We start from the raw sequence: 24,891 nt of genomic DNA, 5'->3' as shown, positions 1-24,891 counted from the left end.
TCCTCCGCCCTCGGACGGTCTCTTGTGGACCGGGGCGCCCGCACGAGGGGCCCCGCTCGAGGAGGAGCGAAGCATGGACACGATCGACGGCTCCGCGGTGTCAGGGCTCGACGTCCGGCGCCCGGGCGACGCCGGGTTCGACGAGGCCCGCGCGGTGTGGAACGCGATGGTCGACCACCGGCCGGCACTGATCGTCCGCTGCCGGGACGCCGGCGACGTGGTGGCGGCGCTCGCGCTGGCGCGGCGGGAAGGCCTGGAGGTCGGTGTCCGCTGCGGGGGCCACAGCGTCGTCGGGCACGGAGTTCCCGAGGGCGGGCTCATGATCGACCTCACGCCGATGGGCGCGGTCCGGGTGGACCCGGAGCGCAAACGGGCGTGGGTGCAGGGCGGCGCCCTGCTGGGCGCGCTCGACGCCGCGACGCAGCCGTACGGGCTCGCGACGACGGCGGGCAACGTGTCGCACACCGGTGTCGGCGGGCTCACCCTGGGCGGCGGGATGGGCTGGCTGGCCAGGCAGTGCGGTCTGGCCTGCGACAACGTCGTCTCCTACGAGGTCGTCACGGCGGCCGGCGAGGTAATCCGCGCCTCGGCCGACGAGCGGCCCGACCTGTTCTGGGCACTGCGCGGCGGGGGCGGCAACTTCGGCGTCGTCACCGAGTTCGAGTTCCGGCTGCACGACGTCGGCACCCGCGCGCTGAGCGTCGAGCTCGACTTCCCGGTCGGGGGAGCAGCGCCGACGGTCGCCCGGTGGCGCGACCTCGCCGCCCAGGCCCCGCGGGCGGCCACCTACACCGCCGGCGTGCACGACGGCGTGGTCGCGCTCGGCCTCGTGTGGGTCGGCGACCCGGCGGAGGGTCTGGCGCACGCGGCGGAGCTCGAATCGGCACTCGGCACACCAGTGGACCGCCGGGTCGAGGAGCTGTCCTACCTGGACCTCCAGACCCGGGAGGACAGCACGGCGGGCCACGCCGTGCGGCGCTACTGGAAGGGGCACTACGTCACCGACCTGTCCCTCGGCGCGATCGAGGCGCTGCTCGCCACCGAACCCGGCGTCCGGGCAGGTCTCCAGGCGTACGGCGGCGCCATCGCCGACGTACCGGACGACGACGCCGCGTTCAGCCAGCGGGACACCCGCTTCGAGTACGTTGCGGCCACCGGCTGGACCGACCCGGCCGAGGACGCCGACAGCATCGCGGCGGCCCGGGCCAGTGCCGCCCGCCTCGAACCCTTCGCCAGCGGCGTGTACGTCAACGTGCTCGGCGACGACGGCGCGGCCGGCGTCCAGCGGGCCTACCCGCCCGCGAAGCTCGCGCGCCTCGCGGCGGTCAAGGCCGGCTACGACCCGGACAACGTCTTCCACCTGAACCAGAACATCCCGCCCGTGGCGGCGGGCTAGCCAGGGCGACCGTCACTCCTCGCCGAACGAACCCGCGAACTCCTCGATCGCGCTGACGACCTCATCGAGGATCGCGAGGTTCTCGGCCCGGGTGCCCGGCACCTCGAGGCTGTGGTCGGCGTCCTCCACCTCGAGGACGTCGGCCTCCGAGCCGTCCGCGAGCTCGCCGTCCCACAGGGGGTCCGCGGTGCCGCCGATCAGCAGGTGGTCCTCGTCCAGCTCGGCGGCCGTCTCCCGGACGTCGGGCGCCTGCTCGCTCGTGAGCACGGGGGTGAGCCAGACGCCCGGCAGGCCGAGGCGGACCGCCATCGGCATGGCGAGCGTGCCGAGGGACTTGGCCACGACCAGGTGCAGCGCGTCCTCACCCGGCGCACCGCGGCCGTCGAGGATCTCCGCGTACGTCTCGCGCGCCGAGCCGAAGGACGGCCTGGCCGCCCACTCCAGGGTGCGGACCGTCCAGCCCAGGTCGCGCAGCGCGCTGCGCGCGTACCAGAGCAGGGGACCCATGGCGGTGTAGCCGCTCCCGGGCAGGACCGTGACGACCCGGGCCGGGTCGGCTTCAGTGACGTGCAGGTCGTAGGCGGTCACCCGTTCATCATGGCAGGGCCTCGCGATTGTGGCCCCCCGCACCCCGTTGCGAGCCACGCGGTGGCTCGCGATGGTGAGAATCATGGAGATATCACCCTCAGCCACCGACCGCACCGACATCGACCACGCCGACACGGACCGCGCCGTCCGCCACCGCACGCTCGACCTGGACGGCGTGCGGGTGTTCTACCGAGAGGCCGGACCCCCGGACGGGCCCGTGCTCCTGCTCCCGCACGGCTATCCCTGCTCGTCGTACGAGTTCCGCAACCTGATGCCGGCGCTCGCCGACCGCTGGCGCACGATCGCCCCCGACTTCCCGGGCTTCGGGTACAGCGGCACGCCCGGTCCGGCGACCTTCGACTACTCCTTCGACGGGTACGCGGGCTTCCTCGACGCGTTCTGCACCCGGCTGGGCCTGGACTGGTACGCGCTGTACCTGCACGACTACGGCTCCCAGATCGGGTTGCGCCTCGCCATCCGGGCGCCCCAGCGGGTCGCCGCGCTGATCATCCAGAACGGCGACATCTACGAGGACGAGCTGGGGCCGAAGTACCAGGGACTGCGGGACTACTGGAAGAACCCGACGCCCGAGGGGCACGCGGTGCTGGAGAACGCGGTGACCGAGGAGGGATTCCGCGAGGAGTTCCTCAACGACGTGCGGGACGAGCTCGCCGAGCGCATCCCGCCCGAGCTGTGGACGGTGGCGTGGGCCCAGCTCCGGACCCCCGAACGCCGCGGCGTCATGGTCGGGCTGATGGAAGGGCTGCGCGAGAACCTCGACTGGTTCCCCCGCTACCAGGCGTACCTGCGCGAGCACCGGCCCCCGACCCTCATCGCCTGGGGCCCGCAGGACGGCTACATGCCCGAGGGGTCGGCGCGGGCCTACCTGCGCGACCTGCCGGACGCCGAGCTGCACCTCCTCGACGGCGGCCACTGGGCGCTGGAGACGAACCTCGACGAGGTCGTCGGGCTGGCGCGCGACTTCCTCGGGCGCGTGCACGCCGGGTCCTGACACGCTGGCCGCGCTGGGGCGGCGACCGCGCTAACGCGTGCGGTTCGCCCGCAGGATCTCCTCCTGGTACGGGGCGACGACGTCCCCCGAGACCCGGCAGTCGAGCAGCAGGAAGCGGCGGTCGGCGACGGGCTCGGCGGCCCACGTCGCGAGGCGGTCCAGGTCGGCGAGGGAGCGGACCACGACGCCCTCCGCGCCGACCGCCTCCGCGAGCGCCGCGAAGTCGGTCTCGGGGATGAGCATCGGTTCCTTCGTGATGCCCTGCCGCCCGTAGACGTGCACCTCGGCGCCGTAGGCGGCGTCGTTCCAGACGACGGTGATGCCGCGCCCGCCGGCGGTGCGCACCGCGGTCTCCAGGTCGGCGAGCGCCATCAGCCCGCCGCCGTCGCCGGTGGTGAGCACGACGGCGTCGTCGGGCCGGGCCGCCGCGGCGCCCGCGACGCTGGGGAAGCCGAGCCCGATGGACTGGTAGGCGGTGCCGACCATCACCATGCGGTCGGGGGAGGCGACCGGCCAGTACATGTTGGCCCAGCCGATGAAGTGCCCGCCGTCCGAGACGACCACGCGCTGCGCGGGCAGCAGGTCGGCGAGGCGGTGTGCGACGGTGCGGGGGTCGAGGCGTCCGTCGGGGGCGATCCCGTCGGCGGGGCCGGTGTCGTAGCGCCGGGCCGCTGCGACGTCCACCGTCTCGCGCCAGCCGGACGGCTTGGCGGTCAGGGTGTTCAGCTCGTCGAGGAGGATGCGGGTCACGAGGGCGGCGTCGCCCCGGACGAAGCCCCCGACGTGCCGGTGCGTAGCGGCGGGCGCGGTGTCGACCTGGACCACGCGGGTGCCGGGCGCGAACAGGTCGCCGAACCGCATGGTGAACTGGTTGAGCGACGCCCCGACCACGACGGCGACGTCGGCCTCGCGCACCAGCTCCATCGCCCGCTCGGCGCCGAAGCCGCCCGCGACGCCGAGGTCGTACCGGCCGTCGGGGAAGATTCCCCGCCCCAGCGCGGTGGTGGCGGTCAGCGCCCCGGTCGCCTCCGCGAGATCGCCGAGCGCCGGACCCGCGCCGGCGAGCCAGGCGCCCCGCCCGGCGAGCAGCAGCGGCCGCTCCGCGGTGGCGAGGTGCTTGGCGAGGTCGGTGATGGCGGCGGCGTCGAACGGCCCGGTCGGGGCCATCGGCGCGGGGACCGTGGGCTCCGGCGCGTCGGGGATGGGCCCGGCCTCCAGCGCGGCGACGTCGTAGGGGATGGCCAGCACGACGGGCACGCGGTAGGTCAGGGAGTGCTCGATGGCGATGACGCTCGTGGCCGCGGCGTCCGCACGACCGACGGTATAGGTGCGGGCGCCGACGGCGGCCGCGAGCGCTATCTGGTCCACGTCCCAGGGCCGCGGGCCCGACGTCGGCTCGTCGCCGGCCAGCAGCACGAGCGGCACGCGGGCCGCGGCGGCCTCGGCGAGCGCGGTCAGCGCGTTGGTGAACCCGGCGCCGTAGGTGGCGGTGGCGGCGGCGATACGGCCCGACGCGCGGAAGTGGGCGTCGGCGGCGACCACACCACCCGCCTCGTGGCGGACGGCCGTGAACCTGGCCTGCGTCGAGCGTGTGAGGTCGTCGAGGAACCAGGCGTTGCCGTTACCCATGACCCCGAAGACGTGGTCGACGTGGCGGGCAACGGTACGGGCGACGTGTGCGGACACGGTGGGCACGGGGCCTCCAGGGAAACAGTGACGGATGAGTGGTGCGGTCCGTATGTGTCCCGTGCGGCCCGGCTCGCGGGCTGCCGCGCGCCCCTTTTTCGAGCGCAGGCGGTGCGTCCGCCTTGACGCTCCGAAGTATAGCTACGCCCTCTCAGCCGCTCTCCGCGCGGAAGCGCTTCGACGAGTTCATGCCAAACGATGGACATTTCTGAAACTTCACCCCATCATTGGTTTCACCCGCTTTTCAGCGGATTTCGTCGCGCCAATGAGGGCCCGACGAGACCTGACCGAAAGGACCGAGATGCGTCAGAGTCGAACCGCATCGATCAAACACCGGATCACTGGCGTCGTCGCCGCGCTGTGCCTCGCAGTGGTTCCCGTCGTGGCCACCGCCGCGCCGGCTCAGGCCGCCAGCACCTGCGCCAGCGGCGGCAACATCGCGATGGGCAAGTACTACGTCGTCAACAACCTCTGGGGCAGCGGGTCCGGCTCCGGATGGCAGTGCGTGTGGGACAACTGGCAGTCGGGCGACACGATCGGCTGGGGCACCAACTGGGAGTGGAGCGGGCAGTCCAACTCGGTCAAGAGCTACTCCAGCGTCGTCCTCGGCTGGCACTGGGGCTGGCAGCGTTCGGGCACGGAGCTTCCGGTGCAGCTGAGCGCCAACCGCAGCGTCCCGACCACGTGGGACTACGGCGTGACCGGCTCGGGCACCATGAACGTCGCCTACGACCTCTGGCTGCACAACCAGTCGAACCCCGGGGCGTCGAGCAACCCCACCGACGAGATCATGATCTGGCCGTACAAGTCGGGCGGCGCAGGCCCCGCAGGCACCCGTCAGGCGACCGTCAACATCGGCGGCGGCACCTGGGACCTGTACCGCGGCTGGATCGACGCCGGCAACGGCAACGGGTGGAACGTGTTCTCGTTCGTCCGCACCTCGAACACCAACTCGGTGAACCTCAACCTGCGGGACTTCACCGGCAACCTCGTGAACCGGGGGTGGATCAGCAACAGCAAGTACCTCAGCAGCGTTCAGGCGGGTACCGAGGTCTTCACCGGTAACGGCCAGCTGAACACCAACAGCTACTGGGTCGACGTCCAGTAGCTACCCGTCCCATGGCGACCGCGAAGTAGAGCGCCTGTCCGAGTCTCGCTGGAGTGCCCAGGGAGACTCGGACAGGCGCTCTACTTCGCGACAGCTGTGGGGCGGTGGTCAGGCCGGGGTCAGCGTGTACTTGGTCTGGAGGTACTCGTGGATGCCCTCGGCGCCGCCCTCGCGGCCCAGGCCCGACATCTTCCAGCCGCCGAAGGGCGCCGCCGCGTTGGAGACGACGCCGACGTTGAGGCCCATCATCCCGGTCTCCAGGCGCTCGATCATGCGCTGGCCGCGCGACAGGCTCTCGGTGTAGACGTAGCTCACCAGCCCGTACTCGGTGTCGTTGGCCAGCGCCACCGCCTCGTCCTCCGTGTCGAACGTGGCGATGGCGAGCACCGGGCCGAAGATCTCCTCGCGCAGGATGTCGCTGCCCGGCGTGACGCCCGTCAGGACCGTGGGCTCGAAGAAGCTGCCAGCCCCGTCGATGCGCGAGCCGCCGGTGGCTAGCTCAGCGCCCCGGGCCACCGCGTCCTGGACCAGCGCCTCGGCCTTCGCGACTGCCTTGTCGTCCACCAGCGGGCCGATGGTCACGCCGGACTCGGTGCCGCGGCCGATCACGAAGTCGTTCACCGCGGCGGTCACCCTGCGGGCGAACTCGCCGGCGACCGAGGAGTGCACGATGAAGCGGTTGGCGGCCGTGCACGCCTGCCCGATGTTGCGGAACTTCGCCGCGAGGGCGCCCTTGACGGCCTGGTCCAGGTCGGCGTCGTCGAAGATCACGAAGGGGGCGTTGCCGCCCAGCTCCATGGAGGTGCGCAGCACGCCCGGCGCCGCCTGCGCCAGGAGCTTCTGGCCCACGGGCGTCGAGCCCGTGAAGGACAGCTTGCGCAGCCTCGGGTCGCTGATGATGGGCTCGGAGACGGCGCCGGAGCTGGACGTCGTGATCACATTGACCACGCCGTCGGGCAGACCGGCGTCCTGCAGCAGCCTCGCGAGGTAGAGGGTGGTCAGCGGCGTCAGTGCCGCGGGCTTGACCACCACGGTGCAGCCGGCCGCGAGGGCGGGCGCGATCTTGCGCGTGGCCATGGCCAGCGGGAAGTTCCAGGGCGTGATGAGGAAGCACGGCCCCACGGGGTGCTGGCTGACGATGATGCGGCCGGAGCCCTCGGGGTTGGGCCCGTAGCGGCCCGTGATGCGCACGGCTTCCTCGGAGAACCAGCGCAGGAACTCGCCGCCGTACGCGACCTCGCCGCGGGCCTCCGCGAGCGGCTTGCCCATCTCGAGGGTCATCAGCAGGGCGAAGTCCTCGCTGCGCTCCTGGAGGAGGTCGAACGCGCGGCGGAGGATCTCGCCACGGGCCCTGGCGGGCGTGGCGGCCCACGCGGCCGCGGCGTCGACGGCGGCGTCGAGCGCGGCCATGCCGTCCTCCGCGCCGGCGTCCGCGATGGACTTGATCGTCTTGCCGGTCGCCGGGTCCTCGACCGTGAGCGTGGCGCCGGCCGCGGCGGGCCGCCACTCGCCGCCGATGAGCAGCCCGTCGGGGACGGAGTCCAGCAGGTCGGACTCGCGGGTGTCGGTCATGTGTTCTCCTTCGTCGGCGCGTTCGTGGGCAGGTTCGTGTTTCGGGGCGTGGCGTCCGGCTGGAGCAGTGCCCCGGCGAAGAACGCGCTGAGCTCGTCCGTCGCGCTCAGGGGGAGCACAGCGGCAACGTACTGGTCCGGCCGCACGACGACCACCACCCCGCCCCGGTCGATGCCCCGCAGCTCGAAGATGTCCTGCGCGGGGTCGGTCGCGTACACCTTCTCGTAGTCGACCAGCTCGAACGGGCCGACCCGGGGCTTGAAGACCTCCGGCACGTCGGAAAACTCCACGCCGAAGTGGTCCTGCTGGTAGACGACCTTGACGTCGAGCACCGAGTCCGGATCCGTGCCGGCCGGGGTGTGGCGCAGCAGCGGCGACCCGGGTGCCGTGCCCAGCCACTGGGCCCACTCCCGCAGCGCCGAGGCCTCGCCGGGCGCCGCCGCGTCGGCGAACGCGTAGACGCGCCACCGGCCGTCGGCGCGGGCGTGGTGCCCGAGGTGGGCGGGGTTGCCCTCGGCGACACGCTCCACCGGGGCCGACTTGAACCGCTTGCCCACCGGGAAGCCCGTGGCGAGGTGCTGATGGACCGGCTCGGACACGATCATGGAGGGCTGGTACTGCGTCATGAACCCGCAGGGGAACTCGGCGGTCTTGACGTAGAAGTCCTCGAGATAGGTCGGGTCGGGCAGGTCCTCGGGGGGCGTGGCCATGAGGCGCGACCACTCCCGGTCGAAGTCGATCAGGTTCTGTGCGACGACCTGCCGCTCGGCCGAGTAGGTGGCCAGCAGGGACTCCGGCGCCCGCCCCGTGAGCACGTGGGCCAGCTTCCAGGCGATGTTCCAGCCGTCCTGCATCGAGACGTTCATGCCCTGCCCGGCCTTCGCGCTGTGCGTGTGGCAGGCGTCGCCCGTGAGGAACACCCGGGGCGTGCGGATGCCGGTGAGCTCGTCGGGTACGTCGTCGAACCCGTCGGTGACCCGGTGGCCCACCTCGTACACGCTGTGCCAGGGCACGTCCTTCACGTCCAGCGTGTACGGGTGGATGATCCGGTTCGCCCGTGCGATCACCTCGTCCAGCGACGTCGCGCGGATGCGGGCGCCCTCACCCGGCGGCACCTCGCCGAGGTCGACGTACCAGCGGGCCAGGTACCCGCCCTCGCGGGGGATGAGCAGGATGGAACCGCCGTCGTGCGACTGGATGGCGCACTTGGTGCGCACGTCGGGGAAGTCCGTCACCGCGAGCACGTCCATCACGCCCCAGGCGTGGTTGGCCCGGTCGCCCACCGGCTTGCGGCCGATCGCCTGCCGGACGGCGCTGTGCGCCCCGTCCGAGCCGACGACGTAGCCGGCGCGCACCGTGCGGGTGTCGCCCTTCTGCGGTCCGGTCGTGTGTCGCAGGGTGACGGTGACGGGATGCGTGCCCTGGTCCGCGACGGTGAGCCCGACGAATTCCAGCCCGTAGTCCGGGGTCACCCGGGCGGGTGCCCTCGCCGCGACCTCGGCGAAGTAGTCGAGCACCCGCGCCTGGTTGACGATCAGGTGCGGGAACTCGCTGATCCCGTGGGCGTCGTCCGGCGGGACGGCACCGCGGACGATGTTCGCCGGGTTGGCGGGGTCGGGCTTCCAGAACGCCATCTCGGTGATCCGGTATGCCTCCGCGGTGATGCGCTCCGCGAACCCGAACGCCTGGAACGTCTCGACGCTGCGTGCCTGGATGCCGTCGGCCTGGCCCATCTCGAGGCGTCCGGCCCGCCGCTCGACGACATGGGTGCGGATGCCGGGGAACTGCGCCAGCTGCGCGGCGGCGATCATGCCGGCCGGGCCGCTGCCGACGATGAGCACGTCGACCTCGTCCGGCAGCTCGGCGGGGCGCTCGAGACCGTAGCCGGCGGCGGGCTGGACGCGCGGGTCGCCGGACACGTAGCCGTGATGGTGGAACTGCATCGTTCTTCCGTTCTGCTCGTGGTGCGGCTCAGGCCTTGGCGAGGCCGTAGACCGGGCTGGCGGCCTGCAGCTCCTCGTGGTCCGGCCCCAGCGGGATGCCGGTGCGGTCGCGCAGCATGAGGACCGCCGCCAGCCCGATCACCGTCATGCCCGCCAGGTACATCGTCACCGCTGTCGTCGTGCCCGTCGCCTGGACCAGGGCCGTGGCGATCGTCGGCGCGAAGGCGCCACCCAGGATCGACCCGATCGCGTAGGAGATGGAGACGCCGGAGAACCGGATGGAAGCCGGGAACAGCTCGGCGTAGAGCGCCGCCTGCGGCCCGTAGGTGAGGCCGAGGCCCACGGACAGGAAGCTCAGGCCGAGCAGCAGCGAGCCGAACGTCCCGCCGTTGACCAGCGGGAACAGGGCGAGCACACCGGCCAGCTGCACCACGAAGCCGATCGCGTACGTGGTGCGCCGGCCGAGGCGGTCGGACACGGCGCCCGCGAACCACGTGGACACGAGCCAGACGACGGCGGAGATCGTCACCGCCCAGAGCACCGGACCCCGGTCGAGGCCCACCGGACCCGCCGGGTCGGACGCGTACCGCTGGATGTAGCCGCCCGTGGTCATGTAGCCGACGGCGTTGTTGCCGGCGAAGACGAGGGCGGCGACGATCACCAGCGGCGTGTGCCTGCGGAAGAGCTGCAGCAGCGGCTGGCGGGTGGTCTCCGCGCGCTGGGCGATCTCGACGAACACCGGGCTCTCCTCGACGCTCCGGCGCACCCAGTACCCGATGCCGATCAGCACGACGCTCAGGAGGAACGGGACACGCCAGCCCCAGGCGAGGAACGCCTCGCCGGGCGCCACGGCGTTCATGATGCCCAGCACCCCGGACGCGAGCAGCAGGCCGAGGGGGACACCGATCTGGGGCGAGGCCCCGAACAGGCCGCGCCGCTCGACCGGTGCGTGCTCGCAGGACATGAGGACGGCGCCGCCCCACTCGCCGCCGGCCGAGATGCCCTGCAGGATCCGCAGCAGCACCAGCAGGACGGGTGCCGCGACGCCGATCTGGGCGTAGGTCGGCAGCAGACCGATGAGGGCGGTGGCCACGCCCATCAGGACCAGGGTCAGGACGAGCACCACACGCCGTCCGTACTTGTCGCCGAGGTGCCCCGCGACGAACGCGCCGAGCGGGCGGAACAGGAAGCTGACGCCCACCGAGCCGAACGCCAGGAGCGTGCCGAGGCTCGAACCGGCAGGCTCGAAGAACAGCTGGCCGAAGACGAGCCCGGCGGCCGAGGCGTAGATGAAGAAGTCGTACCACTCGACCGTCGTGCCGACGATGGTCGCGAGGACGACGCGGCGGCGCTCGCGGGACTCGGGGGTGCGGGCCGCGGAGGGTCCGTCCGGGACTAGGCGTGACATCGCATGACTCCCTCGTCATCCGGGCCTGCCGTCGTTGGCGGGCCGGTGGTGGGCGGCTCGGCCGGGGCGGCCTTGCCGGGTTCCCACGGACCATATACGATTTGAGATACAAAGCGCCAGGGGTCACATCGGAAGCTGTGGAAGACCGGCGGAACGACGGGCAAGGGAGCTCATGGGTACCGACGCAAGTACCGAACCGCAGGCCGCTGCGACGCGGACGCCGGCGGCGAGCGGTCCGCTCACGGAGCGGCCGGGCAAGATCGTCGCCGTCCACATCGCCTACCTGTCGCGCTCCGAGCAGCGCGGACGACGGCCCGCCGCGCCGTCGTACTTCCTCAAGCCGACGAGCTCGCTCGCCGCCACCGGAGGTGTGGTCGAGCGGCCGGCCGGCACGGAGCTCCTCGCGTTCGAGGGGGAGGTCGCGCTGGTCATCGGCAGGCCTGCCCGGCACGTGCCCGTCGAGGAGGCTTGGGACCACGTCGCCGCCGTGACCGCCGCCAACGACCTCGGCGTCTACGACCTGCGCTGGGCCGACAAGGGCTCGAACGTGCGCTCCAAGGGCCGCGACGGCTACACGCCCGTCGGCCCGGCGCTCATCGACGCCCGCGTGGTCGATCCCGCCGGGCTGCGCGTCCGCACCTGGGTCAACGGCGAGCTCGTGCAGGAGGACACCACGGGCGAGGACGCGCTGCTGTTCCCGTTCGCGCAGATCGTGGCCGACCTGTCCCAGCACCTGACGCTCGAGACCGGTGACGTCGTGCTCACCGGCACCCCCGCCGGATCGAGCGTGGTGGTGCCGGGCGACGTCGTCGAGGTCGAGGTGGACGCCCCGGCGGCGCCCGGCGCGCCGACGTCGGGCCGCCTGGTCACGACGGTGGTGCAGGGCGACGTGCCGTTCTCCGACGTCGGCGCCGGACCGAAGGTCGACGACATGCAGCGGGCGGAGGCGTGGGGGAGCCGCGAGGCGGCGGGCCTGACGCCGGAGCCCGAGCCGGGTGCCGTGGAGGAGCCGTTCGCGCTCACCGACGAGCTCGCGGACAAGCTGCGGCGTGCGCCCGTCGCGGGGCTCTCCGCCCAGCTGCGCAAGCGTGGCCTGGACAACGTGATCATCGAGGGCGTGCGGCCCAACGTGCCGGGCGCGACGATCGTCGGCCGTGCGCGGACCCTGCGGTTCGTGCCGAACCGGGAGGACCTGTTCGCCGCGCACGGTGGTGGTTACAACGCCCAGAAGCGGATGTTCGACACCGTCGGCGCCGGCGAGGTCATCGTGATCGAGGCGCGCGGCGAGAAGGGGTCGGCGACCCTCGGCGACGTCCTGGCCCTGCGCGCGCACGTGCGCGGGGCGGCGGGCGTGGTCACCGACGGCGGTGTGCGCGACTTCGAGGCCGTGGCCGCGACCGGGCTCCCCGTCTTCTCGGGCGGTCCGCACCCGGCGGTGCTCGGCCGCCGGCACGTCCCGTGGGACACGGACGTCGCGGTCGCCTGCGGCGGAGCGACGGTGCTGCCCGGTGACATCGTCGTGGGCGACGCGGATGGCGTCGTCGTCGTGCCGCCGCACCTGGCGGAGGAGGTCGCCGACGCGACGATCGCCCAGGAGGAGCAGGACACGTGGGTCGCGCAGCAGGTGGCCGCCGGCCACCCGGTGGACGGGCTCTTCCCGCCGAACGCCGAGTGGCGGGCACGGTACGAGACATCTCGGGCCCCGTCCCCCGACGGGCAGGGGGAGTCGTGATGACCGGCGGCGACGGGACGGCGTCGGCCGTCGAGACCGCGTTCGCCGGCGCGCTCAGCAAGTCGCAGCTCGCGTACGACTACCTGCGCGACCGCATAGCGCTCCACGAGCTGAGCCCCGGCTACCGCCTCGTGCTGCAGAGCATCGCCGACGAGCTGGCGATGAGCGTCGTGCCGGTGCGCGAGGCGATCCGGCGGCTGGAGGCAGAGGGCCTGGTCACCTACGAGCGGAACGTCGGCGCGCGGGTCGCGATGGTCGACGAGCACGGTTACGTCGATGCCATGCAGGCTCTCGGCGTCGTCGAGGGGGCCGCCACCGGTCTCTCCGCACGAGCCATCTCCGCCGCGGACCTCCAGCGGGCGACCGAGGTGAACGACCACCTGCGCGCGGTGCTCGACCACTTCGACCCCCACGCGTTCACCGCGCTGAACCGGCAGTTCCACTCGGTGCTGTTCGAGTCGTGCCCCAACAAGCTGCTGCTCGACATGGTGCACCGCGGCTGGGCCCAGCTGTCCGGCCTGCGGGACTCCACGTTCGCGTTCGTACCCGGCAGGGCCAGGGACTCCGTGGCCGAGCACGCCCACATCCTCGACCTGATCGCCGGCGGCGCCGACCCGCTCGAGGTCGAGATCGCCGCACGCAACCACCGCTGGGCGACCATGCAGGCCTTCCTGGACGCCCGCGCCGACAGGGCAGACAGGGCCGACAGATCAGTGCCCCGCCCGACACCACTCAGGGAGACACCGTGACCGACGAGCCGACCAACCAGGCGCCCCGCCACGTGCCGGCCGACCTGCCCGGCCGCATCCAGCACTACATCGGCGGAAAGTTCGTCGACTCCGCCGACGGCGACACCTTCGACGTGCTCGAACCGGTGACCAACGACGTCTACCTGCAGGCGGCGGCGGGCAAGCAGGCCGACGTCGACCTGGCCGTCGCGGCAGCACGCGACGCCTTCCTGAACGGTCCCTGGCCCAGGATGCTCCCGCGCGAGCGCTCACGGATCCTGCACCGGATCGCGGACATCGTCGAGTCCCGCGACGCCCGGCTCGCCGAGCTGGAGAGCTTCGACTCGGGCCTGCCGATCACCCAGGCGCTGGGCCAGGCCCGCCGCGCCGCCGAGAACTTCCGGTTCTTCGCGGACCTCGTGGTGGCGCAGGCGGACGACACCTTCAAGGTCCCCGGCCGGCAGATCAACTACGTCAACCGCAAGCCGATCGGCGTCGCAGGCCTCATCACGCCCTGGAACACGCCGTTCATGCTGGAGTCCTGGAAGCTCGGCCCGGCGCTCGCGACGGGCAACACCGTGGTGCTCAAGCCTGCGGAGTTCACGCCGCTCTCGGCGTCGCTGTGGGCGGGCATCTTCGAGGAGGCGGGACTCCCGGCCGGCGTGTTCAACCTGGTCAACGGCCTCGGCGAGGAGGCAGGTGACGCCCTGGTCAAGCATCCGGACGTGCCGCTGATCTCGTTCACGGGGGAGAGCAGCACCGGCCAGCTCATCTTCGCCAACGCCGCCCCGCACCTGAAGGGCCTGTCGATGGAGCTGGGCGGCAAGTCGCCGGCCATCGTCTTCGCCGACGCGGATCTGGGCGCCGCGATCGACGCGACGATCTTCGGCGTCTTCTCGCTCAACGGCGAGCGCTGCACCGCCGGCAGCCGCATCCTCGTGGAGCGGGCGGTCTACGACGAGTTCGTCGAGCGCTACGCCGAGCAGGCGAAGCGGGTCGTGGTGGGCGACCCCCAGGACCCGCGGACCGAGGTGGGCGCGCTGGTGCACCCCGAGCACTACGACAAGGTCGTCTCCTACATCGAGATCGGCAAGAGCGAGGGCCGGCTCGTGGCGGGCGGCGGGCGTCCGGAGGGCTTCGAGACGGGCAACTACGTGGCACCGACGGTTTTCGCCGACGTGCCGCCGTCGGCCCGGATCTTCCAGGAGGAGATCTTCGGCCCGGTCGTGGCGATCACCCCGTTCGACACCGAGGAAGAGGCGCTCGCGCTGGCCAACGGCGTGAGGTACGGGCTGGCCGCCTATGTGTGGACCAACGACCTGAAGCGCGCGCACAACTTCTCGCAGGCCATCGAGGCGGGCATGGTCTGGCTCAACTCGAACAACGTGCGCGACCTGCGCACGCCGTTCGGCGGGGTCAAGGCGTCCGGCCTCGGGCACGAGGGCGGCTACCGCTCGATCGACTTCTACACCGACCAGCAGGCCGTGCACATCACGCTCGGCAAGGTGCACAACCCGACTTTCGGCAAGGGAGCCTGAAGATGACCGACACGACCGTGCCCGTCGTGACCAGCGACGCGCCCATCATCGCCGCTGACCCGATCCCCACGCCCCTGGCGCCCGCGCCGGACATCCTGCGGTGCGCCTACATGGAGCTCGTGGTCACCGACCTGGCCGCCTCGCGGAGCTTCTACGTCGACGTGCTCGGCCTGGTCGTCACCGAGGAGGACGACGACGCGGTCTACCTGCGCAGCCTCGAGGAGTTCATCCACCACAACCTCGTGCTGCGCAAGGGTCCGGTGGCCGCCGTCGCCGCGTTCTCGTACCGGGTGCGCAGCCCCGAGGAGCTGGACCGCGCGGTCGCGTTCTACACCGAGCTCGGCTGTCGCGTCGAGCGTCGCGCCGAGGGCTTCACGAAGGGCATCGGGGACTCGGTGCGGGTGATCGACCCGCTCGGCTTCCCGTACGAGTTCTTCTACGACGTCGACCACGTCGAACGCCTCGCGTGGCGATACGACCTGCACACCCCCGGCGCACTGGTGCGCCTGGACCACTTCAACCAGGTGACGCCGGACGTGCCGCGCGCCGTGAAGTTCATGGAGGACCTCGGCTTCCGCGTCACCGAGGACATCCAGGACGCCGAGGGCACGACGTACGCCGCCTGGATGCGCCGCAAGCCGACGGTGCACGACACGGCGATGACAGGCGGCGACGGCCCGCGCATGCACCACGTCGCGTTCGCGACGCACGAGAAGCACAACATCATCGCGATCTGTGACAAGCTCGGCGCGCTGCGGCTGTCCGACCACATCGAGCGCGGCCCGGGCCGCCACGGCGTGTCCAACGCCTTCTACCTGTACCTGCGCGATCCGGACGGGCACCGCGTGGAGATCTACACGCAGGACTACTACACGGGCGACCCCGACAACCCGGTGGTGACCTGGGACGTGCACGACAACCAGCGCCGTGACTGGTGGGGCAACCCCGTGGTGCCGTCCTGGTACACCGAGGCGTCGCTCGTCCTGGACCTGGACGGCAAGCCCCAGCCGGTCGTCGCGCGGACCGACACCTCCGAGATGGCGGTGACCATCGGCGCCGACGGGTTCTCCTACACGCGGCCGGAGGACTCCGCCCGCGCAGGTGACGACGACGTGCTGCCGTCGTGGAAGCAGGGCGAGTACAAGCTGGGGCACCAGCTGTGACGGGGGCGGGGGAGCGCATGCTGGACGACGCGACGATCACCACCATCGCCGACGAGCTGGCCCGCGCGGAGGCCGACCGCACCACCGTGCCGCTCCTGACGACGCGGTACCCCGGCATGACCGTCGAGGACTCCTACGCGGTGCAGAACACGTGGCGCCGGCGCGGCATCGAGGCCGGACGTCGCCCCGTGGGCCGCAAGATCGGGCTGACGTCGAAGGTCATGCAGGCCGCCACCGGCATCACCGAGCCGGACTACGGCGCGATCTTCGCCGACATGGTCTTCGACAACGGCTCGGTCATCGAGCACTCGCGGTTCTCGAACGTGCGGATCGAGGTGGAGCTGGCCTTCGTGCTGCGCGAGGGGCTCAAGGGGCCGGACGTCACGGTGTTCGACGTCCTGCGCGCGACCGAGTACGTGGTGCCGGCCCTGGAGATCCTGTCGTCGCGGATCGAGATGTCCGGGCGCACCATCGTCGACACGATCAGCGACAACGCGGCCATGGGCGGCATGGTCTACGGCGGCAACCCCGTGCGCGTCGGCGAGACCGACCTGCGCTGGGTCTCGGCGCTGCTCTACCGCAACGAGACCATCGAGGAGTCCGGTGTGGCCGCCGCGGTCCTCACCCACCCGGCCACCGGGGTCGCCTGGCTGGCGAACAAGCTCGCCCAGCACGACGACGCGCTGCAACCCGGGGAGATCGTCCTCGCCGGCTCGTTCACGCGGCCCGTGTGGATCGAGCCTGGCGACACCGTGCTCGCCGACTACCGAGAGCTGGGGACCGTCTCGTGCCGATTCGTCTGACCCTCCCGCCCACGTTCCGCGACCGCATCGCCGGCTCGGACCGGCCGCAGGTCGGCATGTGGGTGTGCACCGGCAGCCCGCTCGTGGCGGAGATCTGCGCGGGCGCCGGCCTCGACTGGCTCCTGATCGACGGCGAGCACTCGCCGATCGGCCTGGAGACGACGTCGGCGCTGCTCCAGGCGGTGGCGCCGTACCCGGTCACGCCGGTGGTGCGGGCGCCGTCGGACGATGCGGTGGTGCTCAAGCAGCTGCTCGACCTCGGCGCCCAGAACCTGCTGGTGCCCATGGTCGACACGGCCGAGCAGGCGGCCGCCGTCGTGCGGGCGGTGCGTTATCCGCCGCGCGGCATCCGCGGCGTGGGCAGCGCGCTGTCCCGGGGCGCGCGCTGGAACCGCGTGGAGGGCTACATGGCCGACGCCGACCAGCACGTCTCGCTGTTCGTGCAGGTCGAGTCGACGACCGGCGTCGAGAACGCGGCGCAGATCGCGGCCGTCGACGGGGTCGACGGCGTCTTCGTGGGCCCGTCCGACCTGGCTGCCTCGATGGGCGTGCTCGGACAGCAGACGCACCCGGACGTCACCGCAGCCGTCCGCGCGACCTTCGAGGCGGTGCGCGCCGCGGGCAAGCCCGTCGGCGTCAACGCCTTCGACCCGGCGGTGGCCCGGTCGTACCTGGAGGCGGGGGCGTCCTTCGTGCTGGTCGGCGCCGACGTCGCGCTGCTGGCCCGCGGTTCGGAAGCCCTGGCGGACACCTGGATCGGTAGCGGCGAGGACGAGACGGACGCGGGGAAGTAGCACGGCTGCGTCGTCGAGCCGGCCGCATGGTGACCGGGCGCCTGGCGCCGTAACACCTGGGGGAGGTGGCTCGACGCGGCGGGTGTGAGTGTGTACGGCGAGGGGCGTAGGCGGAGGTACGCCACCGGGCGGATGTGTGGCCGTGAGCTGGTGTGCGACGTTCGGGAGACGCGCCCTGCGGCGACGGGAGACGATGATGACGCAACGCGCCGTAGGTACCCGTGACCAGTGGATCTCACTGGCTGACCTGTTCGGAGGCCGACCATGAACGACCAGACACCCGACCCGGCCCTCCCGCCCGTGGTCGACAGAAAGACCTGGCAGGAGGCGCGGGACGCACTGTTCGCACGCGAGAAGGCGCACACCCGTGAAGGGGACGCGATCGCGGCGGCGCGGCGTCGGCTGCCGATGGTGGAGGTCGACGCCGGCATCGAGGTGATCGGTCCGGACGGGCCGGTCACGATCCTCGACGTCTTCGAGGGCCGCAAGCAGCTCATCGCCTACTTCCACGCCTGGTGGCCGGGCCGGCCCGCCGCGGAGCAGTGCGAGGGCTGCACGTTCTTCAACTGCCAGGTGCGCGAGCTGTCCTACCTCCACTCCCGCGACATCACGTACGCCACCCTCTGTAAGGGCCCGTACGAGGAGAGCGTCCGCTACCGCGACTTCCTGGGTCTGGACATGCCGTGGTACTCGGCCGAGAAGACCGCGGCACAGCTCCTGGAGGGTCGCGACTGGCAGGTCCACCACCTCGTCTGCTACGTCCGCGACGGCGAGCGGGTGTTCGAGACGTACTACACCGGCGGTCGCGGCGTCGAGGTCATGACCCCCACCCACGGGCTGCTGGACATGACCGTCTACGGACGCCAGGAGACCTGGGAGGACTCGCCCGAGGGCTGGCCCCAGCCCTGGAGCGAAGAACCCGGCAAGCACCACTGGGTGACGAACGGACGACCCATCGCCCAGTGGTCCCGTATCGAAGCCGGTCGTTCCGACGCGCTCAGCTGAGGGGCCGGGCGGCGTTCGCTAGCGGTCGACGTGTGTCAGCGCGAGCAGGTGTTCGCGGAGCCGCGTCAGCTCCTCCGGCGCGGGCTCCATGCCCCAGACCGGCTGGGCGCTGACGCCGTCCGCGGCCGCGAGGACGAGCGAGAGGACGTCCTCGGGGAGGCCGTCCGCCCGCAGGTCCTCCTGCCAGCGCTGCGCGTCGGCGCGTGCGAGCTCGGTGACCGCGTCCACCGTCGACAGGTGCGCGATCACCACCAGCGCGTCGCGCGACGCTGCCGGGTCCAGCGCACCCTCGATCGACACCCGCACGTAGGCGCGCACCAGGCGCCCGGGGGCGTCGTCGTCCGGGGGGACGGCGGCCAGCACCGCGACCCTGAACCGTTCGAGCCAGTCGGCAGCCATCGCCAGCAGGAGCTCCTGCTTGCTCGCGAAGTGGTAGAGCAGCCCGCCCTTGGAGACCCCGGCGCGGCGTGCGACGTCGTCAAGGGTCGTCGAGATCCCCCGCTCGCGGACCAGGCGGCTCGCCGCGTCCAGCAGCGCGGCGCGCGTCTGCTCCGGGTCCCTGCCCGCCGTCCGACCCACCGGCCAGCACCTCACCCTCTGCTCTCGACACGCACTGCTCGGCATGGACTATAGATCCCGCCGACAAGAACTGTACCGGCTGGACGGTACAGTAGTGGGGTGACCGCTTCATCTCCCGCCCTCTCCACGCGCCGCCGGTGGGCCGCGCTCGCCGTCCTCGTGCTCGCGGTCGGCCTGCTCGCCATCGACGGGACCGTCCTCTACCTGGCGGTCCCGTCACTGACCCGCGACCTCGCACCGACCGCCACCCAGGTGCTCTGGATCGGCGACATCTACTCGCTGGCCATCGCCGGGCTCCTCGTCGCGATGGGCACGCTGGCCGACAGGGTCGGGCGCAAGCGCCTCCTGCTCATCGGGTCGACGGCGTTCGGCGCGGCCTCGGCGCTCGCCGCCTTCGCGCCGAGCGCCGAGATCCTGATCCTCGCCCGCCTCCTGCTCGGCGTGGCGGGCGCGACGATCATGCCCTCGACGCTCTCGCTCATCCGCACGCTGTTCCCGGAGGCGCGCGAGCGCAGCCGGGCCATCGCGGTGTGGTCGGCAGCGGCCGGTGGTGGCGCCGCCGTCGGGCCGCTGGTGGGCGGCGCGCTGCTCGAGCACTTCTGGTGGGGTTCGGTCTTCCTCGTGAACGTCCCCGTGGTCATCGTGCTGGTCATCGCGGGCGCGGTACTGCTGCCCGAGGCGAAGGACCCCGAGCCCGGACGCCTCGACGTCCTGTCGGTAGTGCTGTCGTTCGCGGCGGTGATGCCTCTGGTGTGGTCGATCAAGCACGCGGCCTCCGAGGGCGTGGACGCGCTGGCAGTCGGGGTGTTGGCGCTCGCGGTGCTCTCCGGCCTCGGATTCGTGCGGCGTCAGGCCCGGCTGGTCGCGGACGGACGCGGCCCGCTGCTCGACGTCGGGCTCTTCAAGATCCCCGCGTTCAGCGGAGCCGTTGCGGCGAACCTGATAGCGATCTTCGCGCTCACCGGCATGCTGTTCTTCTTCTCGCAGTACCTGCAGCTCGTGCGCGGGTACTCGCCGCTGGTCGCCGGTGTTGCCGAGCTGCCGGCCACCATCGCGTCCATCGTCGTGGTCGTGGTGGTGGGCTGGTCCATCACGCGGTTCGGCCGCGGCCCCGCCATCGCCCTCGGCCTCGGGGTCACGGCGCTCGGCATGGTCGCGATCGCGGTGGCCGAGGGCGCCGACCACTACGCGTGGCTCGCGCTCGCCCTCGTGCCCGCCGGCCTGGGGGTCGGGCTGGCGATGACCCTGACCACCGACGCCGTCGTCTCCGCAGTACCGCCCGCGAAGGCGGGCGGGGCCTCGGCGATCTCGGAGACCGCCTACGAGCTCGGGGTCGCACTCGGCGTCGCGGTGCTCGGCTCGCTCGTCACCCTGGGCTACCAGGCGCGCGTCGCTCTGCCCGCCGACCTGACCGCCGCCGACCGGGCACAGGCGAGCGACTCGCTCGCCTCGGCGGTAGCGGTCGCGGGCGACCGGGCGGACGTGCTGGACGCGGCGAGGGAGGCGTTCGTCGCCTCCCTGCAGGTCGCGTGCGTGGTGGCGGCCGTGCTGACCGCGGTCGCCGCCCTGGTCGCGTGGCGGCTCATCCCGGCAGAGGGCAAGAACGCCGGGTGAGCCTCGCGGGGGCCGGTCAGGGCTCGAGGTCCGCCACGCCTCTGCCGCTGCGGACGTCGAACGGCACGGATACCTGGTCGTGAGTGATCAGCCACTCGCCGTCGACCCTGCGGAAGCAGAGCGTGACCCGGACCCACATGCCGTCCGTCTCTGTGCCTGTCTCCGTGCCGCTCGCCAGCGTGCCGCTCAGCCTGCCGAAGCCGTGCGCGAAGGCGACGTTCTCGTCGACCGTGCAGGCCAGGTCGCGCAGCTCGTAGCGCACGTCGCGGAAGAAGGTGAAGGCGCTCGTCCAGCTCCGCAGCTTCGCGTCCCGGCCGAGGTGCTGCAGCGGCGGCTCGACGTCGAAGGACACGACGTCGCTCGCGTAGAGCCGGCCCAGTCCGTCGAGATCCTTGGCCTCGATCCGCTCCACCAGCACGTCCACCTGCTGTCGGATCTGCGCCTCGCCTGCCCCGCTGGCTGCCTCACCCTCTACCTCGCCGCCCACGATGCCGATCACTTCGTTTCCCGTGTTCATCGTTCGTCGTCCCTTCGGTCCGGTGAATTCGTCACGATGACCTGACGTGGCACGGCTGCCGGTTGTGACGGGACCACCCGTCACGTGCGTTCGGCAGACTCGCCGGGGTTCCAGTCGAAGTCGGTGAGCGTGGTCCGCATCAGGCGGGCGGCGCCCGACAGGCGCGCGCCCGCCGCCCAGTGCACCGTGACCCTGCGCCGGCAGTCCGGGTCGTCGACGGCGATCCAGGCGCCGGGGACGGCGGAGCCGCTGCGGCGGGCGAAGCCCGGAACCAGGCCGACGCCGAGCCCCACGCTGATCAGGGCCGCGATGGCGCTCGGCTCGTCGCTCTCGCAGACGATCCGCGGTGTGCGGTCCCGGGCGGCGAAGAGCCTTTCGAGCAGCCGGCGGATCCAGTGCCCGTCGCGTCCGGTGATGAAGGGCAGGTCGGCGATCTCGTCGATGGTCACCGACGCGCGCCCCGCCAGCGGGTGGTCGAGCGGCACGCCCAGCCCGACTGCGTCGTCGAACAGGAGGGCCGCCTCCACACCCTCGGCGTGGATCGGCTGCGACGTGACGCACAGGTCGACCTCCTGCGCGCGCAGCAGGCGGGCCATGTCCTCGGCCGCGGACCAGCGGAGCTCGATCTCGATGTCGGGGTGGGCGCGCTTGTAGGTCGCCAGCGGCCCGGTGAGGGTCAGGAACGTCTCGGAGGCCAGTCGTACGGTGCCGAGACCGTCGCCCGCGGCCTCGGTGACGGCGCGCCGGCCGGCCTCCAGCTCGCCAAGAGCCCGTTCGACGTGGTCGCGGAAGAGCCTGCCCGCGTCGTTCAGCCGGAGCCTGCCGCTGCGGTCGAACAGTGGCACACCGAGCTCGCCCTCCAGCCGGGCGATGGTCCGGCTCAGCGACGGCTGGGCCACGTGCAGCTCCTCGGCCGCGCGGCTGAGGTGTTCCAGGCGCGCCACCACCAGGAAGTGGGCGAGGGAGTTCAGCTCCATCATGCCTCCGGCGTCATAACACCATAGCGATATTGGTAGTGGGAAAGATAACGCTCAGATCATAGTGTCGTGTCTTCAGAACGTAGCCCGAGCGAAAGAGAACTTGCATGGTGACCAGTGCGCCAACAGCCCTTGCCGAGGCTGGGACCAAGCCTGGCAGCGAGCCCAGGATCGAGCCCGGCACGAGGCCCGTCGGCTGGGTCCTCCGGGCAGTCGTCAGCGCGCACCTGATCGCGATCATCGGCCAGCCGGTGTTCGCCGGCGTGTACCTGACCGGCGACTTCGAGGCCTTGAGCCGGCATGCGGTCGGCGCCGACGTGGTCACCACCATCGGCTACGTCCAGCTGATCGTGGGGATCGTTCTCTGGGTGCTGCTCCGGCGCGCCTGGCCGTTCTGCACCACGCTGGTGGTCGTCGTCGCCGAGACCGTCCAGTACTTCGCCGGCCTGGAGGGTGCGCTCTGGCTGCACATCCCGCTGGGGGTGCTGACCGTCGCCGGACTGGTCGTGCAGTTCATCGCCGTCTGGCTCCGGCCGCTCTCTCGGCGGCCGCTCGCCGCGCAGCCTGCACGCGAGCAGCACCCGGAGGTCCGCGATGCGTGAGCGCGGCGAGAACCAGGCCTCCGCCCTCGATGTGACCAGGCGGCAGGCGCTGGGTATCGGCGGGGCGCTCGGGCTGATGGCGGCCACGGGGCTGACGACGGCGGCGGTGCAGGCGCGCCGTCCAGCGAGCACCGGTGCGCTCCTGCGCAGCGCGCTCCCGCTGCCGCCGTCGTTCCAGGTGCCGTTGCCCGTTCCGGAGGTGCTGCGGCCGATCAGCACGACCGGCGGGGTGGACCGGTACGCGATCACCCAGCGGGAGGCGACGGCGGAGATCCTGCCTGGCGTGGCCACCCCCGTGTGGACGTACGACGGCACCTTCCCCGGACCGACCATCGAGTCGCGGCGCGGACGTCCGGTCATGGTGACCCATCACAACGAGCTGCCCGTGCCGTCGGTGGTGCATCTCCACGGTGGGCGGACTCCCGCCGAGTCCGACGGATATCCCACCGACCTCGTGCTCCCGGTGGGCTGGCCCGACGCCGGCGCGCACACCGATCACCCTCGGCGCCAGGGCGTGCAGGACGCACAGGGTGAACAGGGCGCACACGGTGGCCACGGCATGCACGACCCACGCGCGGTGGTGACCGGCGTGACACGCGACTACACGTTCCCGATGGACCAGCGGGCGACGCTGCTCTGGTACCACGACCACCGGATGGACTTCACCGCTCCGGCGATCTGGCGCGGCCTGGCTGGCCTGCACATCGTGCGGGACGACGTCGAGGACGCGCTCGGCCTGCCCTCGGGGCCGCGCGAGCTGCCGCTGATGATCACGGACCGTGCGTTCTCCGCCGGCGGCCGCCTCGACTACCCGTCGCTCGACCCCACGCTGCGGGACCGGCCAGGGGTGCACGAGCCCTTTCTCGCCGGGGTGGTGGGCGACGTCGTCCTGGTCAACGGCGCCCCGTGGCCGGTCCACGAGGTAGACGCGGTGCGCTACCGTTTGCGGATCCTCAACGCCTCCAACGCGCGGCACTACGAGCTGGAGCTCGTCGACGACGCCGGGCGCCGGCTCGACCTCGTGCAGGTGGGCGCCGACCAGGGGCTGCTCGCCGCGCCCGTCGTCCACCGGCGTCTGCCCGTGGCCCCGGCCGAGCGCTACGACGTGGTCGTGGACTTCTCCGCGGTGCCGGTCGGCAACCGCGTCCGGCTCGTCAACCGGGTCGGCACCGGACGTGCCGCCGAGGTGATGGCGTTCCGTGTGGTCCGCCGGGCCGCCGACGACAGCCGCGTCCCCGGCACGCTCGCCACCGACCTGCCCACCTGGCGTCGCGCGGACGCCGTCCGGGTGCGCGACCTGGCGTTCCGCGCGGGGCGGATGAACGGTGGCCACGGCTGGCTGATCGACGGGCTCCCGTTCGACCCGGCACGCACCGACGTCACGACCCGGCTCGGCGACGTCGAGGTGTGGCGGCTGATCGCGGACGTGCACCACCCCGTCCATCTGCACCTCGTCGGCTTCCGGCTGCTCTCGCGCGGGAACGGCCGGCCCCTGGCACACGACGCGGGGCTCAAGGACACCGTCTCCCTGCGACCTGGCGAGGGGGTCGAGATCATCACGCGGTTCGACGGGTATCGCGGCAGGTTCCTCTTCCACTGCCACAATGCCGAGCACGAGGACATGGGCATGATGGCGAACCTGGAGATCGTGTGGCCGTGTCCGTCGGTGTGGCGGCTCAGCCCTGTGCGTCGGGGTTGGCGCCGGCCCGGGGTGCGCGGTGCCGCCCGCCCCGGTGACCGTCGGCGACGAGCCGTCGCCTGAGGCCGCGGAGAGTCCAGGAGACCTCGCGGACGTCGATGAACGCGCGCGTGCACCCCGCGCAGCCGTCCAGGTGGAGCTCGACACGGTGACGCCTGCTGGGCGCCAGGCGCCCGTGGAGGTAGTCGTGCAGGGCGGCACGTGCGACGCGGCACTCGGGTCGGCGTACGTCCCGGGTGCGAGTGGCGGCGGACCGTCCATGAGCCTCGGCAGGGTCGGCCAGGTCGGCCAGTGCGGAGCGGAGCTGGGCGATGGCGGTCGGTTGCGCGGTGGCCGGCTTTGGGGCCGGCGCGGCATCGGGCTCGGCATCCGGTTTCGTGCGCAGCTGGTCGACCCGAGGAGCACCCGTGGTCGTCATGCGAACCCG

22 protein-coding genes are annotated in these 24,891 nt (G+C 72.1%); 13 read left to right on the top strand and 9 right to left on the bottom strand.

The window, feature by feature from the left end:
- Positions 1 to 73: 73 nt before the first annotated feature.
- Positions 74 to 1,396, top strand: coding sequence for an FAD-binding oxidoreductase (locus tag ACFO6V_RS21765; RefSeq protein ID WP_377139303.1), 1,323 nt, complete (start codon positions 74 to 76; stop codon positions 1,394 to 1,396).
- Positions 1,397 to 1,408: 12 nt separating this feature from the next.
- Here ACFO6V_RS21765 and ACFO6V_RS21760 read toward each other — a convergent pair whose 3' ends face one another.
- Complete coding sequence (locus ACFO6V_RS21760; RefSeq protein ID WP_377139301.1) at positions 1,409 to 1,984, bottom strand: hypothetical protein; 576 nt, start codon at positions 1,982 to 1,984, stop codon at positions 1,409 to 1,411.
- An 82-nt stretch (positions 1,985 to 2,066) separates the two neighbouring features.
- Here ACFO6V_RS21760 and ACFO6V_RS21755 point away from each other — a divergent pair, with 82 nt between their 5' ends.
- Positions 2,067 to 2,996: an alpha/beta fold hydrolase gene (locus ACFO6V_RS21755; RefSeq protein ID WP_377139298.1), complete on the top strand. Its 930-nt coding sequence runs from the start codon at positions 2,067 to 2,069 to the stop codon at positions 2,994 to 2,996.
- A 30-nt stretch (positions 2,997 to 3,026) separates the two neighbouring features.
- Here the strand turns inward: ACFO6V_RS21755 and ACFO6V_RS21750 are convergent, their stop codons facing one another.
- Positions 3,027 to 4,691 carry a thiamine pyrophosphate-binding protein gene (locus ACFO6V_RS21750; RefSeq protein WP_377139296.1) on the bottom strand — a complete coding sequence of 555 codons (1,665 nt, stop codon included), beginning with the start codon at positions 4,689 to 4,691 and terminating at the stop codon, positions 3,027 to 3,029.
- A gap of 292 nt (positions 4,692 to 4,983) precedes the next feature.
- On the opposite strand from ACFO6V_RS21750, the gene ACFO6V_RS21745 reads away from it, so the two are divergent.
- The gene (locus tag ACFO6V_RS21745) at positions 4,984 to 5,790 is read left to right on the top strand and encodes a GH12 family glycosyl hydrolase domain-containing protein (RefSeq protein WP_377139294.1); all 807 of its coding nucleotides are present in this window, start codon (positions 4,984 to 4,986) and stop codon (positions 5,788 to 5,790) included.
- Positions 5,791 to 5,898: 108 nt separating this feature from the next.
- Here ACFO6V_RS21745 and ACFO6V_RS21740 read toward each other — a convergent pair whose 3' ends face one another.
- From ACFO6V_RS21740 to ACFO6V_RS21730, 3 genes are read right to left on the bottom strand one after another with little or no spacing between them, the layout of a single operon-like run.
- Positions 5,899 to 7,362 (bottom strand): NAD-dependent succinate-semialdehyde dehydrogenase, encoded by a 1,464-nt coding sequence (locus ACFO6V_RS21740; protein WP_377139291.1) that lies wholly within the window; start codon positions 7,360 to 7,362, stop codon positions 5,899 to 5,901.
- On the bottom strand, positions 7,359 to 9,305 hold the full coding sequence (locus tag ACFO6V_RS21735; protein WP_377139289.1) for an FAD-binding monooxygenase: 1,947 nt from the start codon (positions 9,303 to 9,305) through the stop codon (positions 7,359 to 7,361). Before ACFO6V_RS21735 ends, ACFO6V_RS21740 begins: the two co-directional genes overlap by 4 nt.
- 28 nt (positions 9,306 to 9,333) lie before the next feature.
- Entirely contained in the window at positions 9,334 to 10,713 is a 1,380-nt protein-coding gene (locus ACFO6V_RS21730) for an MFS transporter (RefSeq protein ID WP_377139286.1), read from the bottom strand.
- A gap of 172 nt (positions 10,714 to 10,885) precedes the next feature.
- On the opposite strand from ACFO6V_RS21730, the gene ACFO6V_RS21725 reads away from it, so the two are divergent.
- The 7 genes from ACFO6V_RS21725 (at position 10,886) to ACFO6V_RS21695 (ending at position 18,476) form a co-directional block, all read left to right on the top strand.
- Positions 10,886 to 12,445, top strand: a complete 1,560-nt coding sequence (locus tag ACFO6V_RS21725; protein ID WP_377139283.1) for a fumarylacetoacetate hydrolase family protein — start codon at positions 10,886 to 10,888, stop codon at positions 12,443 to 12,445.
- Positions 12,445 to 13,194, top strand: coding sequence for a GntR family transcriptional regulator (locus ACFO6V_RS21720; protein ID WP_377139281.1), 750 nt, complete (start codon positions 12,445 to 12,447; stop codon positions 13,192 to 13,194). The genes ACFO6V_RS21725 and ACFO6V_RS21720 overlap by 1 nt, the downstream gene beginning before the upstream one ends.
- Positions 13,191 to 14,711, top strand: a complete 1,521-nt coding sequence (gene hpaE / locus ACFO6V_RS21715; protein ID WP_377139279.1) for a 5-carboxymethyl-2-hydroxymuconate semialdehyde dehydrogenase — start codon at positions 13,191 to 13,193, stop codon at positions 14,709 to 14,711. The genes ACFO6V_RS21720 and hpaE overlap by 4 nt, the downstream gene beginning before the upstream one ends.
- A gap of 2 nt (positions 14,712 to 14,713) precedes the next feature.
- Positions 14,714 to 15,874, top strand: coding sequence for a 3,4-dihydroxyphenylacetate 2,3-dioxygenase (gene hpaD / locus ACFO6V_RS21710; RefSeq protein ID WP_377139276.1), 1,161 nt, complete (start codon positions 14,714 to 14,716; stop codon positions 15,872 to 15,874).
- 17 nt (positions 15,875 to 15,891) lie between these two features.
- Positions 15,892 to 16,677 carry a 2-oxo-hept-4-ene-1,7-dioate hydratase gene (gene hpaH / locus ACFO6V_RS21705; protein ID WP_377139273.1) on the top strand — a complete coding sequence of 262 codons (786 nt, stop codon included), beginning with the start codon at positions 15,892 to 15,894 and terminating at the stop codon, positions 16,675 to 16,677.
- Positions 16,662 to 17,471, top strand: a complete 810-nt coding sequence (locus ACFO6V_RS21700) for an HpcH/HpaI aldolase family protein (protein ID WP_377139270.1) — start codon at positions 16,662 to 16,664, stop codon at positions 17,469 to 17,471. The genes hpaH and ACFO6V_RS21700 overlap by 16 nt, the downstream gene beginning before the upstream one ends.
- A 264-nt stretch (positions 17,472 to 17,735) precedes the next feature.
- Positions 17,736 to 18,476, top strand: a complete 741-nt coding sequence (locus ACFO6V_RS21695; RefSeq protein WP_377139268.1) for a DUF899 family protein — start codon at positions 17,736 to 17,738, stop codon at positions 18,474 to 18,476.
- Positions 18,477 to 18,494: 18 nt separating this feature from the next.
- On the opposite strand, the gene ACFO6V_RS21690 is transcribed toward ACFO6V_RS21695, so the two are convergent.
- The gene (locus ACFO6V_RS21690; RefSeq protein WP_377139266.1) at positions 18,495 to 19,055 is read right to left on the bottom strand and encodes a TetR/AcrR family transcriptional regulator; all 561 of its coding nucleotides are present in this window, start codon (positions 19,053 to 19,055) and stop codon (positions 18,495 to 18,497) included.
- A gap of 99 nt (positions 19,056 to 19,154) precedes the next feature.
- Here ACFO6V_RS21690 and ACFO6V_RS21685 point away from each other — a divergent pair, with 99 nt between their 5' ends.
- Complete coding sequence (locus ACFO6V_RS21685; protein WP_377139264.1) at positions 19,155 to 20,669, top strand: MFS transporter; 1,515 nt, start codon at positions 19,155 to 19,157, stop codon at positions 20,667 to 20,669.
- Between the two features lie 16 nt (positions 20,670 to 20,685).
- Here ACFO6V_RS21685 and ACFO6V_RS21680 read toward each other — a convergent pair whose 3' ends face one another.
- Together ACFO6V_RS21680 and ACFO6V_RS21675 are read right to left on the bottom strand one after the other, a co-directional pair.
- Positions 20,686 to 21,186, bottom strand: coding sequence for a YybH family protein (locus ACFO6V_RS21680; RefSeq protein WP_377139262.1), 501 nt, complete (start codon positions 21,184 to 21,186; stop codon positions 20,686 to 20,688).
- An 80-nt stretch (positions 21,187 to 21,266) separates the two neighbouring features.
- Positions 21,267 to 22,163, bottom strand: coding sequence for a LysR family transcriptional regulator (locus ACFO6V_RS21675; RefSeq protein WP_377139260.1), 897 nt, complete (start codon positions 22,161 to 22,163; stop codon positions 21,267 to 21,269).
- 107 nt (positions 22,164 to 22,270) lie between these two features.
- On the opposite strand from ACFO6V_RS21675, the gene ACFO6V_RS21670 reads away from it, so the two are divergent.
- The gene (locus tag ACFO6V_RS21670) at positions 22,271 to 22,765 is read left to right on the top strand and encodes a hypothetical protein (protein ID WP_377139258.1); all 495 of its coding nucleotides are present in this window, start codon (positions 22,271 to 22,273) and stop codon (positions 22,763 to 22,765) included.
- Positions 22,758 to 24,527 (top strand): multicopper oxidase family protein, encoded by a 1,770-nt coding sequence (locus tag ACFO6V_RS21665; protein ID WP_377139255.1) that lies wholly within the window; start codon positions 22,758 to 22,760, stop codon positions 24,525 to 24,527. Before ACFO6V_RS21670 ends, ACFO6V_RS21665 begins: the two co-directional genes overlap by 8 nt.
- Here ACFO6V_RS21665 and ACFO6V_RS21660 read toward each other — a convergent pair.
- Positions 24,442 to 24,882, bottom strand: a complete 441-nt coding sequence (locus ACFO6V_RS21660) for a zf-HC2 domain-containing protein (RefSeq protein ID WP_377139252.1) — start codon at positions 24,880 to 24,882, stop codon at positions 24,442 to 24,444. The two genes, ACFO6V_RS21665 and ACFO6V_RS21660, sit on opposite strands and share 86 nt — an antisense overlap.
- Positions 24,883 to 24,891: the final 9 nt, after the last annotated feature.

The organism is Promicromonospora alba, from assembly GCF_042654905.1.
Lineage (GTDB): Bacteria > Actinomycetota > Actinomycetes > Actinomycetales > Cellulomonadaceae > Promicromonospora > Promicromonospora alba.
The sequence above is the reverse complement of the archived record's forward strand: the minus strand, read 5'-3'. Positions and strand labels throughout refer to the sequence as shown.